Annotated in this window: 12 protein-coding genes; 8 read left to right on the top strand and 4 right to left on the bottom strand. The window is 65.6% G+C overall.

Annotated elements, in window-relative coordinates; all coding sequences use genetic code 11:
* Nucleotides 1–2 precede the first annotated feature (2 nt).
* Genes NL2_RS03520 through NL2_RS03505 form a run of 4 tightly spaced genes read left to right on the top strand, consistent with a single transcriptional unit; the run spans nucleotide 3 to nucleotide 4112 of the window.
* Nucleotides 3–1280, top strand: a complete 1278-nt coding sequence (locus tag NL2_RS03520; protein WP_169799458.1) for a sulfotransferase family protein — start codon at nucleotides 3–5, stop codon at nucleotides 1278–1280.
* Nucleotides 1277–2404: a DUF7064 domain-containing protein gene (locus NL2_RS21530; protein WP_068071746.1), complete on the top strand. Its 1128-nt coding sequence runs from the start codon at nucleotides 1277–1279 to the stop codon at nucleotides 2402–2404. Before NL2_RS03520 ends, NL2_RS21530 begins: the two co-directional genes overlap by 4 nt.
* The gene (locus tag NL2_RS03510) at nucleotides 2401–3177 is read left to right on the top strand and encodes an SDR family oxidoreductase (RefSeq protein ID WP_068071744.1); all 777 of its coding nucleotides are present in this window, start codon (nucleotides 2401–2403) and stop codon (nucleotides 3175–3177) included. The genes NL2_RS21530 and NL2_RS03510 overlap by 4 nt, the downstream gene beginning before the upstream one ends.
* An 11-nt stretch (nucleotides 3178–3188) precedes the next feature.
* Nucleotides 3189–4112: an NAD-dependent epimerase/dehydratase family protein gene (locus tag NL2_RS03505; RefSeq protein WP_084355832.1), complete on the top strand. Its 924-nt coding sequence runs from the start codon at nucleotides 3189–3191 to the stop codon at nucleotides 4110–4112.
* Here NL2_RS03505 and NL2_RS03500 read toward each other — a convergent pair.
* The gene (locus NL2_RS03500) at nucleotides 4082–4939 is read right to left on the bottom strand and encodes a metal-dependent hydrolase (protein WP_068071742.1); all 858 of its coding nucleotides are present in this window, start codon (nucleotides 4937–4939) and stop codon (nucleotides 4082–4084) included. The genes NL2_RS03505 and NL2_RS03500 overlap by 31 nt on opposite strands.
* 17 nt (nucleotides 4940–4956) lie before the next feature.
* Complete coding sequence (locus NL2_RS03495) at nucleotides 4957–5742, bottom strand: SDR family oxidoreductase (RefSeq protein WP_068071740.1); 786 nt, start codon at nucleotides 5740–5742, stop codon at nucleotides 4957–4959.
* Between the two features lie 191 nt (nucleotides 5743–5933).
* Between NL2_RS03495 and NL2_RS03490 the strand changes: the two genes are divergently transcribed.
* Together NL2_RS03490 and NL2_RS03485 are read left to right on the top strand one after the other, a co-directional pair.
* Nucleotides 5934–7361: an FAD-dependent oxidoreductase gene (locus NL2_RS03490; RefSeq protein WP_068071738.1), complete on the top strand. Its 1428-nt coding sequence runs from the start codon at nucleotides 5934–5936 to the stop codon at nucleotides 7359–7361.
* Nucleotides 7358–8512, top strand: a complete 1155-nt coding sequence (locus NL2_RS03485) for a phosphotransferase (protein WP_068071736.1) — start codon at nucleotides 7358–7360, stop codon at nucleotides 8510–8512. Before NL2_RS03490 ends, NL2_RS03485 begins: the two co-directional genes overlap by 4 nt.
* Nucleotides 8513–8654: 142 nt before the next feature.
* Here NL2_RS03485 and NL2_RS03480 read toward each other — a convergent pair whose 3' ends face one another.
* Together NL2_RS03480 and NL2_RS03475 are read right to left on the bottom strand one after the other, a co-directional pair.
* Nucleotides 8655–9449 carry a hypothetical protein gene (locus NL2_RS03480; RefSeq protein ID WP_068071734.1) on the bottom strand — a complete coding sequence of 265 codons (795 nt, stop codon included), beginning with the start codon at nucleotides 9447–9449 and terminating at the stop codon, nucleotides 8655–8657.
* A complete protein-coding gene (locus tag NL2_RS03475; protein ID WP_218006089.1) occupies nucleotides 9449–10243 on the bottom strand; it encodes an enoyl-CoA hydratase/isomerase family protein in 795 nt (264 codons plus the stop codon). Before NL2_RS03475 ends, NL2_RS03480 begins: the two co-directional genes overlap by 1 nt.
* Nucleotides 10244–10418: 175 nt before the next feature.
* On the opposite strand from NL2_RS03475, the gene NL2_RS03470 reads away from it, so the two are divergent.
* Both NL2_RS03470 and NL2_RS03465 read left to right on the top strand, forming a co-directional pair.
* Nucleotides 10419–11165, top strand: a complete 747-nt coding sequence (locus tag NL2_RS03470) for a hypothetical protein (protein ID WP_068071732.1) — start codon at nucleotides 10419–10421, stop codon at nucleotides 11163–11165.
* A 38-nt stretch (nucleotides 11166–11203) separates the two neighbouring features.
* Nucleotides 11204–13675 carry a TonB-dependent receptor gene (locus NL2_RS03465; protein ID WP_068071730.1) on the top strand — a complete coding sequence of 824 codons (2472 nt, stop codon included), beginning with the start codon at nucleotides 11204–11206 and terminating at the stop codon, nucleotides 13673–13675.
* The last annotated feature ends 56 nt before the right edge of the window (nucleotides 13676–13731 follow it).

Genomic DNA, 13731 nt, shown 5'->3' with positions numbered 1-13731 from the left:
TCATGGCGACAACGCTCGATCCCGCCACCGAACCCACTGCTCCGCTCAGCCGGCGCCAAGCGTGGAAAGCCCCAGCCCGCCCCGAATGGGTGCAGCGCCTGAACGACGAGGGCGCGGGGCTGGACTTGTATGGGGTGGTGCCGCTTGATCCGGCGTCGCTGATCGCCAGCGCCACGCGCAACACCGGCCTCAGCAACTTCGGCTCGCCCGACTGGCGCGAACCGTTCGAACGGCTGGTCGCCTCGCTCGACGGCGAAGCGCAGCTGAACCTTGTCGGGCGGCTGATGACTCGGTCGGACCTGCTGATGATGCTGGAAGCGCGGCTGCGCGTGGAAGAGCTCTATCGCCAGCATCCCGAGATCGAGAGCGAAAAGATCGAGGCGCCGATCTGGGTGCTGGGCCAGGGCCGCACCGGCACCACGCTGCTCCAGACACTGCTGTCGCTCGACCCGGAAAACCGCACGCTGAGCATCTGCGAGGCGATGTTCCCGGTGGACAGCGCGGCCCACTTCGCCGCCGCCGACCACCGCATCCGCATGTGGAACCGCGTCACCCCGCAAGTCGAAAGCGTCCACGAATTCGCCGGGCATGAGGCGATCGAGACGATCATGATCGAATCCTGCGCGTTCCAGCAGCCCGCATGGCTCAACCTGCTGGGTCTTTCGCCCAGCTACACCGCAGCGATGGGGCCGGAAAACCTGTCGAACGCGCTCGAATACGGCAAGCGCATCCTCAAGGCGATCCAGTGGCAGAATCCCGGCAAAAGATGGGTGCTGAAGTCGCCCGACTCGGTGCGCTATGTGCCGCTGGTGCTGCAATGCTATCCGGACGCGCGGCTGGTGTGGGCGCACCGCGATCCGGTCAAGGCGATGGCTTCTGCGGTCAACATGATCGGCACGCTGACCTACGTGCGCAGCGATCAGAAGGTCAGCGAGGGCATGTTCGACGCGATCACCGATCCGGCAATGACTGCCGCCTCGCTCGAGCAGCCGATCGGCTGGATCGAGCAGGGCGTGATCCCGAAAGCGCACCTGTTCAACCTGCAGTACGACACGCTGATGCGCGATCCGGTGGCGGCGATTGCCGAGGCTTATGCGTATTTCGGGCTGAAGCTGGGCGAACCCGCACGCGCCGCGATCACCGCGCATCTGGCGGCCAACCCGCGCGAGAGCCGGCCCGAGCATCGCTACGATCAGGGCGAGGCGGGCCGCATCGCGCAGGAGCGCACGCTGTTCGACCGCTATGAGCGCTATTTTGGCGTGCCTCGGGAAATCGCGTGAGCGCAGTTCCTATCCGCGCGGGCCGTCCGATCGAACACATCGTGGACGGCCAGTGGCGCGATTGCGTGGTGGCCGGCAGTGCGGTGCCGTTCGCCCCGGTGCTGCGCGAGGACGATCACCTGCACCCGGCGGCGTCCGACGCGCATTACAGCGCGATCGAGACCAACCTGTACGGCTTCAACATCCCCGCCGCCGACATCAACTGCAACATCTATGCGCTGTGGCACCCGGTGCTGCGCACGCTGTCGGTGCAGATGTGGGTGCTCAAAGGCGCGCGCGTGCTGCCGCACCAGCTGGCGGCGGACTATTTCATCGAATACCTGTTCCTGCCTGCGGTGGATGACATTGCCGACTGGTCGGTCGAGGTCGGTGGGTTTGCGCTGCGCATCGCGGTGGACGAACCGCTGGAGCGGATCACGATCCAGGCGAGCGAACCGGCGCGCGGGTTTGCGCTGGACCTGACCTGCACCGCCGCACTGCCCCCGGTGGGGCGGCCTGGCGGGCACCACTTCACGCAGTTGCTCAAGACTGCTGGCACGCTGACGCTGGACGGCGAGGTGCACGCGATCGACGGGCACTACATGCGCGACCGCTCGTGGGGCTACAACCGGCCCGAGGCGCCCGAACGCACCCCGCCCTACCGCTGGATGACCGGGTGGATCGGCGATGACTGCGCATTCGTGGTCGCCTGGCTCGACACCGCGCTGCTCGAAGGCGCGGCGTTCGGCACGGGCTGGGACGCGCATGTCGGCGGGCCGGACGCCAGCGGCGCGAACAAATGGGAATCGGGCGGCCCCACGCCCAGCCTCAACTTGCGCAGCGGCTGGATCGCGAAAGCGGGCCGCGTCCTGCCGGTAACGCGGCTGCGTTTCCGCACGCTGACCGGCGGGGACAGCCGCCTGCTGGTCAAGGCGGTCGAACTCGAACTGACCGACAGCGAGGGCGGCCTGCACCACATCACCGGAAAGACGCGATCGATGATCCCGAAAATGTACTGGGGCAACCTGCTGACGTACATGCACGCGATGGCGCTGGAGATGGACGCCGATGGCGCCACGCTGACCGGTGCGGGCGACCTGATGGACACGTATTCCACCTGGCACATCGCCGAGGTCGGACTGTGAGCGGGGCCTCGCTCAAGGGCCGCGTCGCCATCGTATCGGGCGGTGCGCGCGGGATCGGTGCCGGGTGCGCCGCAGCGCTGGCGGCGGCGGGCGCGCATGTGATCGTTGGCGATCTGCTGGAGGCAGAGGGCCGCGCCACCGCCGCGCGGATCGGCGGCACGTTCGCGCGGCTCGACGTGACCGACGCGGCATCGTGGGCGGCGATCGTGGCGCTGGCGGTCAACGCGCACGGGCGGCTCGACGTGCTGGTCAACAACGCCGGCATCGACATCGGCGCGACAATCGAGGACGCAGCGATCGAGGACTTTCGCCGGATCATCGAAATCAACCTGTTCGGCCAGTTCCACGGGATGCAGGCCGCGATCCCGGCGATGAAGCTGACGGGCGGCGGCAAGGCGAAGTCCGGCGGCTCCATCGTCAACATCGCCTCGCTCGCCACGGCCAAAGTCGCGCCGAGCACCACGATCTACGGCGCGTCGAAAGCGGCGGTCGCCAACCTGACCAGGTCGTCGGCGCTGCACTGTGCGCGGACCGGAACGGGCATCCGCATCAATTCGGTCCACCCCGGCCCGATCGCGACCGAGATGGTGCTGGGCGCGGGCAACGCGCGCGCGGGCGATCCCGACATGAAGCCGCTGTTCGATGCGATCCCGCTCGGCCATCTGGGCGAGCCGGGCGATGTCGGCGCGATGGTCGCCTACCTCGCCAGCGACGCCGCCGCGTTCATCACCGGGGCCGAATTCACCATCGATGGCGGGCTGGCGCTGGCGTGACGAAAACTGGCATGAACACGTTCGTTATCGGCGCCAATGGCTACCTCGGCTCGCACGTGGCGGCGGAACTGAAGGCGCACGGCCACGCCGTATCCGGCCTTGCCCGAAGCGGTGAACTGGCCGCGCAACTGGCGACACGCGGGGTCACGCCCTTCCCCGGCCTGCTGACCGAACCTGCCACGCTGGAGCGCATCGCCCGCGAATTCGATGGCATCGTGTTCGCGCCGGTGGTTCCGTTCGAGGAGGAAGGCCCGGCGCTGGCCACGCTGCTGGGAACGCTGAAGGGCAGCGGCAAGCCGTTCCTGTTCACCTCGGGCACCGGCGTGCTGTCGATCCCCGCGCAGGACGGCGCGTGGCATCAGGAAAGCTTTGCCGAGGACGATCCCTACGTTGCGCGCCACTGGCTGTCGTTGCGGGTCGAGACCGAGAACCTCGTGCGTGCCGCCCACACCGATGGCGTGCGCGCCATCGTGATGCGCCCGCCGCAGATCTGGGGCAACGGCGGCAGCAAGCAGGTGCCCGCGATCTTCGAGAGCGTCGAGAAGACCGGTGCCGCCTGCTACATCGGTGCGGGTCTGAACCTCTACACCCACGTCCATGTCGAGGATCTGGCGCGGCAATATCGCCTCGCCATCGAGACGGGCACCGCTGGCGCGTTGTACCACGCGGTCGCGGGCGAGGTGAACTGGCGCACGCTGGCCGAAGCCGTCGCGCAGGTCATGGACTGTGCAACCCGCAGCGTGACGTATGCCGAGGCCTGCGATATCTGGGGCGAGATGTACGCCGACTTGTTCTTCGCCGTCAGCAGCCGCTCACGCTGCGTGCGCGGGCGGGCGGACCTGGGCTGGGCGCCGACGAAGTTCGATCTGGTCGAGGATATCCGCACCGGATCGTACCGCGCGGCTTATGCCCCCAAAAGCGACCGGCTTGCATAGGCGTCGGTAAAGCTCTCTTGCGGTACCTCTGCCCGCGCGAAGAACGCTAGAGCGGCCTCGATCTTGGGCGTCGGGCGGATGCTGGCCGGATCGAACCACGGATTGAGCAACGACAGCACGCGCGGGAACGTGTGCCACGCCTGCCGCCGCTTGATCGCCGCCACGACCTTTCGCGATGCCTTGCGCTCGGCTTCGGTCATGCCCGCGCGGCGCACGTCGAGGATGGTCTTCGCCGCGCGATCGAAGCTGTGGTTGATGTGCCAGAACGCATAGGCGACCCCGGCGATGCGCGTGAAATAGCGGCCCGACACCGCGTTGAACGCCTCGTGACAGACCGATCGGTGCTCGAATTCCTCGGCCACGTGCCACAGGAACAGGTTCGATCCCGCCGGGTCGGCGCCCGCGAAATCGGCGTCGCATTGCTCGATCAGGTAACGCGAGGTGAACGTCGCGGCGTTCTCGAAGCCCGCGCAATAGGCGACGTTGAACGCCAGCGAGCGCTTGTCGCGCAGCACTTTCAATTCAGCCGTGATCGTCTCGATCAGCCCCTTCAGCGCGCCGAAGCCGGCGTCATACAGCCGCTTGTTGTAGGCGACGTGGTAATGCGCGTGGTTGCGTTCCTGCGCGATGAAGATGGCCAGTTCGGCGTCCAGCGCGGGATCGCCAGCGCCCTTGGCCTTGCGCACTTCGCTCATCACGTTGTTGAGGTAAAATTCGACGTAGGGGATCACCGCCGAGGCGCCGTTCCAGTACAACGCGAACTCGGGCACGCGCGACCAGACCACCGTAGCTTGCGCAAGATCGAAATCGGGCTTGCGGATGATCATGGCACGCGCACCGTTCTTCAGGCTTTAGTGCTGACCGGCGGACGCACCACCATCTCCTGGATGTTGATGCCGATCGGCTGCGACAGGATGTAGCGGACCGCATCGGCGATGTGCCGCGGATCGCCGACGATCCGGGCCATGTCGTCGCCGTTTTCGGGGTTCAGGTTCAGCCGCGTAAGATTGCCGCTCAGGTTGGCGAGAGATTCGGGGGTGAACCCGCGCGCCAGCTGCGTGGCGAAACCGCCGGGGATCACCGTTGCCACGCGGATCGGATCGCCTTCGACTTCGGCGCGCAAGGTGTTGCCGATCATCTCGGCGGCTTTCTTGCTGATGCCATAGACGCCCGGTTCCTCGAAACGCGCCTGCACCGAACCGAGGTTGATCACGTGGCCCTCCTGCCCGTGCTTGCGCATGGTCAGCACCGCCGCCTTGCTGCCTTCGAGCATCGCCATCACGTTGATGTCGAGCATCTCCTGCCAGCGCTCGATCGTGCCCGACAGGATCGGTTCGGGGTACATCACGCCGGCGTTGTTGATCACCGCGAACAAGTGCGGATGCGTCGCGCCGACCACCTCGATCAGCTTCGCCAGCGGGCCGCGAATGCGCAAGTCCATCGGCTCGCTCTGTGCCACCGGACCACCCGCAGCGGAGATCAGCCCGGCGGTTTCGGCCAGCGCCTCGCCCGATCGGCCGACCAGCCACAAATCCGCACCTTGCCGCGCCAGATCGACCGCGATGGCCCGGCCCAGCCCGCTCGACGCGCCCGTGACGATGATCGCCTTGCCGGCAAATGGCCCTGTCACGCATCGTCTCCCGGATTGTTTCGTCGTTGGGTCGGCATAACATGGTATGCAAGAGTACCAATAGCGAAAACGCCTGCGGGAAATCGCCCGGAAATCGTTCGCAAGCGCTACGGAACGTGTCACGGGGGCTTGCCAACCCCCCTTTGCCCCGCAATAAGGTATGCAAGCAAACTATAATCTGGAGAGGCATTTTGGCGACGGATTTCGACGTGATCATCGTCGGCGGCGGCGGTGCGGGGCTCGCGGCAGCGATCGAGGCGACCAAGCTGGGCGCATCGTGCATCGTGCTGGAAGCCGACACCAAGCTGGGCGGCGCCACTGCGCTCTCCGCCGGGGTGTTCTATGCTGCGGACACCAGCGTGCAGCGTGAGGCCGGGGTCGAGGGCGACACCGCTGACGCGATGTTCACATATGTCATGGCGGTCAACCAGTGGGCGCTGAAGCCCGACGTGATCCGCCTGATCTGCGACGAAAGCGGCCCCACGGTCGAATGGCTGCGCAGCCTGGGCACGCGCTTCATCAAGGAATTCCTCGTCGTGTCGGGCGTCGATGACATGCCGCGCGGCCATTCGAGCGAGGGCGCGGGCGGCGGCATCGCCGATGCGCTGATCAATGCGGCGGGCGCGCTGGGCGTGCAGACCGCGCTGGGCACGCGCGTTGAACGGCTGCTGTTCGAGGACGGGCGCGTTACCGGTGTCCACGCGGGCGGCATGGACTTGCACGGCGCGGTCACGATCATCACCACCGGCGGCTTCGGCAACAGCCCCGAGATGATCGCGAAACATTTCCCCACCGCCGCGCAGCATGGTTCGTGGACTTGGGCGGTGCACGACCCTGCCCCGTTCATCCTCGGCGACGGGATCACACTGGGCGAACAGGTCGGCGCCGGGATCGCCGGGCACGACACCGGCTTGCTGCTGCCAACATCGGGCGTGGGCAAGTTCGTCGAGGCATTCCTGCCGCCGTGGATCATGATGGTGAACGAGGACGGGCGCCGCTTCGCGCCCGAAACATCGTCGTACACCGTGTGCGGCTACCTCATCAACGAGCAGACCAACGCGCACGCGTTTGCGATCTTCGACGATCCGACGATGCTGGAGGCGAGCAACGATTCGTCGTACCTCGATCCCTACAATTCGGGCCTTGCGACGCCGACCTGGGAAGAAGCCACGCTGCGCAAGCGCATCGCTTCGGGTGACGTCAAGGTGGCCGACACGCTGGTCGAACTCGCCGCCAAATGCGGGATCGACGGGGCGGCGCTGGTGGAAACGGCAAGGCGTTATAACGCCGACATCGCCGATGGCGTCGATCGCCAGTTCTTCAAGAAAGCCAAGAAGCTGTTCACGGTGGAAACCGGCCCGTTCTACGCGGTCGAGGTCAAGGCCGCGATCATCGGCGTGACCGGCGCGGGCCTCGATGCCGATCGCCAGTGTCGCGTGCTCGATACGCACGGCGTGGCGATCCCCGGGCTTTACGGCGCGGGCGAAGTGCTCGGCGTGCTGCAGGGCAAGCGATACGCGGGCGGCGGTTTCAGCATCGGCCCCGCAGTGATCCTGGGCCGCGAGGCTGGACGGCAAGCTGCGGTCGAAGCGCTTTCGCACAGGGAAGCAGTAGCATGAACACCCGTGTCACGCAGATCCAGGCCGCTTATGCCGCTGAGGAAGGCCACCGCACCGATCCCGTGCACAAGGCGCGCGACCTGCCGCTGTCGTACGATGCGATCACCGCCGAATGGCTCGCCGATGCGCTGGGCGGCGGGGTGCCGGGCGCCAAAGTGGTCCAGTTCGCGCTCGGCCCGGTCGACACCGGCAGTTCCAACCGCCGCAAGATCGCGCTGACGTGGAACGCGACCGGACAAGCCGCGGGGCTGCCCACACGGCTGTTCTGCAAGGCCACGCACGATCTGGCCAACCGCGTAGTGCTGGGCATCAGCGGCGGCGCGATGGGCGAGGTCGATTTCTTCAACCACGTGCGTCCGCTGCTCGATTTCGAGGCGCCGCAATCGTACTTTGCCGGATACAACCCTGCCAACATCAACTCGATCGTGGTGCTGCGCGACATTTCGGACGAGGTCACCAGTTTCTGCGATCACAACACCGAAATGACGCTGGACCGCGCCAAAAGCCAGATGCGCCTGCTCGCCCGCGCGCACGGCCAAGGCTATAGCAATCCGGCGGTGCAGCAGGCGCTGAAGGCCATCGTCACCTGGCCCGAATTCTTCATGAAGACGCTCGATTTCGGGATGGAAGCCGGTTCGACCAAGGGATTCATGGACGGCAAGGACGTGATCCCGGCGCGCACCTGGAACCGCCACGCTGAGGTGTGGGAAAAGTCGCTGGCCTCGGTCAATCGGCACAAGCACCTGCCGCTCACGCTGATGCACGGCGATGTCCACCTCAAGAACTGGTACATCGCGGGCAACGGCGAGATGGGCCTGGGCGACTGGCAGTGCGTCAGCCGCGGGCACTGGTCGCGCGACGTTTGCTACGCGATTTCCTCGGCGCTGACGGTGGAGCATCGCCGCGCATGGGAGCGCGAGCTGCTCGCCTTTTACCTCGATGAACTCGCCGCTTCGGGCGGGCCGAAGGTGGCGCTGGACGATGCGCTGCTCGACTATCGCCAGCAGCTGATGACCGCGCTCACCTGGTGGACGATCACGCTCGCGCCAACCGACGACATTCCCGACATGCAGCCGCGCGACATCACGCTGGAAATGGTCCGCCGCATCGGAACGGCCTGCGACGACTGGGATTCGCTGGATTCGTTTTAAGGCAAAACTTCGCCAGGTCCGCTCATCCTGAGCTTGTCGAAGGATGCTCGCACTCGTTAGCGGGTTGGGAGCGTGTGGATCGGCTATCGTGCGGCATCCTTCGACAGGCTCAGGATGAGCGGGGTTGGCGTTAGGGCAGGCGTTACCTACCCCCGACTGCGAACCGGTAGCGCAAGCCCACCGTCGGCCCGCCCGCATGGAGATCGAGCGCCAGCCCCGTCACGCTGGCGTAGCGGCCCTTGGCCCAGCGATAGCCCGCGTCGATCGCGACGCGGCGGGCGACATCCCATTCGAGCGCGATTTGCGCGTTGCGATAGTCGGTATCGAACGCGCCGAACCCCGCCGCGCTGGCCTCGGTATCGAGGCGCAGGTTGTGGCGCAGCGGCACGCTGGCCGAAACGCCGGCGAGCGGACTGGTCCAGTCGCCATCGCCGGTCGCGGTGATGAGGTTGCCGGTGACGAGCGACCCGATGCGCAAATGCTGGACGCCGACGTAGGGACTGATCTCGACCGCCCGGCCGCCGACCGACACAGACTTGTGCACGCCCACGCCAAATTGCCCGAAGCGCACTTTCGAGGTCAGCGCCTGGCCGAAGAACGGACGAAAGTTCCCGTTGCGATAATCGACCACCACCGCATCGGCGAACGCGAACCTGCTTCCGTCATCGACCGCGAGGCATCCCATGCCGCCGATGCGGAAGCCGGCCGCGAAATCGCCCGGCGTGACTCGCACCGGCACGGTCAACGGTCCCAACGCGGTCGTGCCGCTGACCACGGGCACCCACAGGTAAGGGTTGAGCGTGATGTGCACGCTGTGGTCTTCGCGAGCGGCTAGGTGGCGCTCGGGTATGTTTAGGTGTCGTTCGGGTATATCCTGCGCATACGTCGGAACGGGTGCGGCCAGCAGCAACGGAACCGCAGTGATGCTGCGCAGCATCACTTGGGGTCCTTGCGAAACCGTGCGACATATTCCTCATAGACCGCGTGATATTCGGCCCCCGTCGCCAGCCCGCTGACCGCGAGCCGCTCAATGCTGCGCGCATCGCCGCGCCCCACTTCGGCCATCAGCTCCAGCGCCAGCTTGCCTGCAGCATAAGCCTCGCGCGGGATGGCGGCGAGATGGTCACAAAAGCGGTCGACTTCGGCGGAAAACTGCGCCGCCGGGGTCACCGAATGAACCAGCCCGATCGCCAGCGCGCGCTCGGCGTCGAAGTCCAGCCCGGCCAGCACCAGCCAGCGCGCCCAGTGCGATCCTACCGTGCGTACCAGCCGGCTCATGCCGCCAGAGCCGGGCAATCCGCCCATTGCGATCTCGGGCAGGCGGTAACGCGCGGTGTCGCTCGCCAGCCGGAAATCCGCGCACAGCGACAGTTCCAGCGCACCGCCGATGCAGGGTCCGTGGTGCGCCACCACGATCGGTTTTTCGGTCGCTTCCCACAAGTCGCCCAGCGGGTGCAGGCAGCCCTTACCCGCGCGATACCAGCGGCGGAACGCGGTGGGGCTGGCGATCGCCGGATCGGGCGCGAGTTCGCTGTTGAGGTCGATCCCGGCGGAAAACACCTCGCCTTCGGACCGCACCAGCAGCACTTGCAGATGATCGCCCCCAGCCAGTCTCGCGGTGGCTTCGAACAGTCCCTCGAGCATTTCGAGGTTGAGCGCATTGCGCTTTTCCGGGCGCGTCAGCGTCGCCTCGATCATGCTGCCCCGTTCGACGATCCTGATCCCGCTCACGGCTGTGTTCTCCCTGCCTGCGTTCCGCCATGTGCCCCGCAGTGTGCCCCACACGACACGGCTGACGGAATATTAGTCTCTAGCGAATGATAGGCTTGCAAACTATTTTTCCCTAGGTAAAGTTTTGGTCCAACGGATGGCAAAAAATCCATAGCATCGAGGAGAGGCGATCGTCATGGGGTACGAGCCCACGCAAGCGCTGCAAGCAATCGACGGCCATGTTCCGCTGGTGTTGCTGTGCCTGGCCGTGGCGCTGGGCTTCAGCTTCGTCTATTTCGTGATCGCGCTGCGCATGGCACGCCGGCAGGGCGTGTACGTGGAACCGTTTATCGGCGCAGCGGTGTTCTTCTGGCACGACCTTTCCTTCGTCCTTCACTGGCCGACGTGGCAGGCCGTCTATGGCGGGCACTGGTGGCTGAAGTTCTGGTCGATCGGGCTGTGCGGTACCGTGGCGCTCGAGGCGTACCTCATCTGGCAGTTCATCCACTACGGCCATCGCGAGATCCTGCCGCAGGTCTCCCGGCCCGCGTTCACGGTGATGACGCTGGCGGCGGTGCTGGGTACAGGCGCGATGTGGTGGCTGGTGAAGGCCTCGCTCAACGATCCGCTCTATTTCGTCACGTTTGCGATCACCGCGATCTGGTCCACCCCGTTCCACACCGGGATCATGCTGCGGCGGGGCAACACCGCCGGGCAATCGGTGGCGATGAACGTGTGCGTGATGCTGCTGTTCAGCGGCGTGTCCGGCGCCATCGCGATCGCCGCGCCGGCGTTCCGCAGCCCGGTTTATGCCGCGTTCTATGCCACGTTCATGATCTGGCCGCTGGTCAACATCTGGCTGATCCGACGCTTGCCGCAACCGGCCTCGGGTAGAGCCGCGTCCAGCTTCACCCGCAGCGGACACGCACTTTCAACCACTTGAATCAATAGCAATAACTTAATGAATTTGGGAGGGACCATATGAAAAAACGTAACCTGATCGCCAGCCTGCTGGCCGGTGCCAGCGCCTTTGCCGGCATCCAGCCCGCCTTTGCCCAGCAGGTCCCGCAGGCCGATGCCGCCTCCAATCCGTCCGACGCCGACGCGATCGTCGTCACCGCTCGCCGCCGCGAGGAAACGCTGATCTCGGTTCCGGTGGTCGTCACCGCCGTTTCGGGCGCGAACCTGCAGCAGCGCGGGGTCACCAACCTCGATGGCCTGGCGCGCATCGTGCCCCAGCTGCTGATCGCGCCACAGGGCGGTTCGGTCCAGGGCGGCAACATCTCGATCCGTGGCATCGCCGGCCCCGACTCCAACCCGTTCGGCGATCAGGCCGTGTCGTTCACGATCGACGGCGTGCAGATCGCCAAGGCCACCGTGCGCCGCATGAGCGACTTCGACGTCGCGCAGATCGAAGTGCTGAAAGGCCCGCAGGCGCTGTACTTCGGCAAGAATTCCATGGCCGGCATCATCAACATCACCACCGCCGATCCGGGCGATCATTTCGAGATGGGCGCCAAGCTCGGCTATGAATTCAACGCCCGCGAAATGCGCGGCGAAGGCTATGTCTCCACCCCGCTCGGCGGTGGACTGGGCGTGCGCATCGCCGGCCAGTATTCCACCATGCAGGGCTACCTGACCGACCAGACGCCGCTCAATTCGGGGTACTTCAACTCATCCCATGCCCCGAAAAACACCAACTTCGGCATTCGCGGCACGTTGAAGTATGACGATGGCGGTCCGTTCGACGCCAAGCTGAAAGTCAGCTACGGCCGCGTCGACCAAAACGGTCCTGCCGCCGCGACCGAATTCGTCAACTGCCCGTTCGGCGCCCGCCAGTTCTCGTTCATAGGCCCCGCTCCGATCGGCGACAACAGCCAGTGCACCGCCGGCGACAAGGTGGTCAACGCCGGATACGGCAAGGTCGTGTCGACGATCCCCGGCACGCTCAACTTCTTCCGTCCCGACGGGCGCAACTTCTCGCCGCAGAAGCAGGTTCTTGGCGGGCTGGTGATGCACTTCCATCCGTCGGACAAACTGACGTTCACCTCGGCGACCGGCTACTACAAGGTCGATCTCGACCAGTGCCAGAACTACGAGAACAGCTTTGCGGTGCTGCTGCCCAGCTGCAACACCTACCACAACCGCGAGTTCAGCCAGGAGCTGAACTTCAACACCGATCTGGGCGGCCCGGTCGATTTCACCGGCGGCCTCTATTTCGCCGATACCAAGGCCGTGACCGGATCGCTGACGTATCTGTTCGGCGGCCAGTTCGATCTACTGGCACCCGGCTTTGGTGGTCCGACCTCGCCGGCGATCGTCAACAACTACCTGTTCACCCAAAAGGGTCAGGCCTATTCGGCGTTCATCTCGGGCTCGTTCAAGCCGATCCCGACGCTCGAAATCGCGGGCGGCGTGCGCTATTCCTACGAGAAGAAGCGCCTGACCGACGTGCGTGACGGTGGCGGCATCACCGAACCGGGTGGCCCCTACACCACCATCCTCGATGCCAGCACCGTGCTGACCACCACGCCCAACGCGATGGGCAACTTCCTGCTCAAGACCAAGGACCACTGGGACGATTTCTCGCCGGAAGCGACGATCACCTACCGGCCCACCGGCGATTTCACCGCGTTCGCATCCTACAAGCACGGTTTTCTCTCGGGCGGGTTCAACGGCAGCTCGGTCAACCTGGCGCTGAAGAACCTCGATCTCAGCTACAAGCCACAGACGATCCAGGGCTTCGAAGCGGGCATCAAGACCCGTCTGATGGACGGCGCGGTGCTGTTCAACGCTGCAGCGTACAGCTACAAGATCAAGGACTTGCAGGTCGTCAACTTCGTCAACGCGACATCGACCATCCGCAACGCGGCATCGAGCAAGATCTACGGCGCGGAAGCCGACATCAGCTGGCACACGCCATTGCGCGGGCTGACGCTGAACGCGGCGACCGCCTACAACCACGCGCAGTACGAAAGCTTCCCGGCGGCCCCGTGCTACAACGGCCAGTCCCCGGCGATGGGTTGCACCATCGTGGGAGGCAACCCGATCCAGAACCTGGCAAGTCGCGCGGTTCCGCGTTCGCCGCGCTGGAACACCTCGGGCGGCTTCAACTACGAATCCGCACTGGGTAACGACCTCAAGATCGGTCTGACCGGCGATGCGCAATATTCGGGCAGCTACCTCACCGACGCGCAAGATGCACCCACCGGTCGCCAGCCCAGCTACACGCTGCTCAACGCTTCGGCGCGGATCGGCGCGGAGAACGATCGCTGGACGGTTTCGGTAATCGGCCGCAACCTGAGCAACAAGTACTACTATGTCGCCTCCACCGACGTGCCGTTCACCGGCGGCGGACAGGGCGTGGCCGGGCAGCTGCCGGGCGATCGCTTTGCCTCGGTGGCACGCGGTCGCGAAGTGCTGGTGCAAGTGGGCTTCAAGTTCGGCAACTGATCGCCGCGCTGGGACACCAACCGGGGGGCGGCGCGACATTCGCGCTGCCCCCTTTT

The sequence above is a fragment of the Novosphingobium lentum NBRC 107847 genome (assembly GCF_001590965.1).
GTDB lineage: Bacteria > Pseudomonadota > Alphaproteobacteria > Sphingomonadales > Sphingomonadaceae > Novosphingobium > Novosphingobium lentum.
The sequence above is the reverse complement of the archived record's forward strand: the minus strand, read 5'-3'. Positions and strand labels throughout refer to the sequence as shown.

What these genes read in the sequence shown, in the direction of transcription:
- NL2_RS03520 (WP_169799458.1), top strand. Translation starts at nt 3, where the DNA reads ATGGCGACAACGCTCGATCCCGCCACCGAACCCACTGCTCCGCTCAGC.
- NL2_RS03505 (WP_084355832.1), top strand. Translation starts at nt 3,189, where the DNA reads ATGAACACGTTCGTTATCGGCGCCAATGGCTACCTCGGCTCGCACGTG.
- NL2_RS03500 (WP_068071742.1), bottom strand. Translation starts at nt 4,939, where the DNA reads ATGATCATCCGCAAGCCCGATTTCGATCTTGCGCAAGCTACGGTGGTC.
- NL2_RS03485 (WP_068071736.1), top strand. Translation starts at nt 7,358, where the DNA reads ATGAACACCCGTGTCACGCAGATCCAGGCCGCTTATGCCGCTGAGGAA.
- NL2_RS03480 (WP_068071734.1), bottom strand. Translation starts at nt 9,449, where the DNA reads ATGCTGCGCAGCATCACTGCGGTTCCGTTGCTGCTGGCCGCACCCGTT.
- NL2_RS03470 (WP_068071732.1), top strand. Translation starts at nt 10,419, where the DNA reads ATGGGGTACGAGCCCACGCAAGCGCTGCAAGCAATCGACGGCCATGTT.
- NL2_RS03465 (WP_068071730.1), top strand. Translation starts at nt 11,204, where the DNA reads ATGAAAAAACGTAACCTGATCGCCAGCCTGCTGGCCGGTGCCAGCGCC.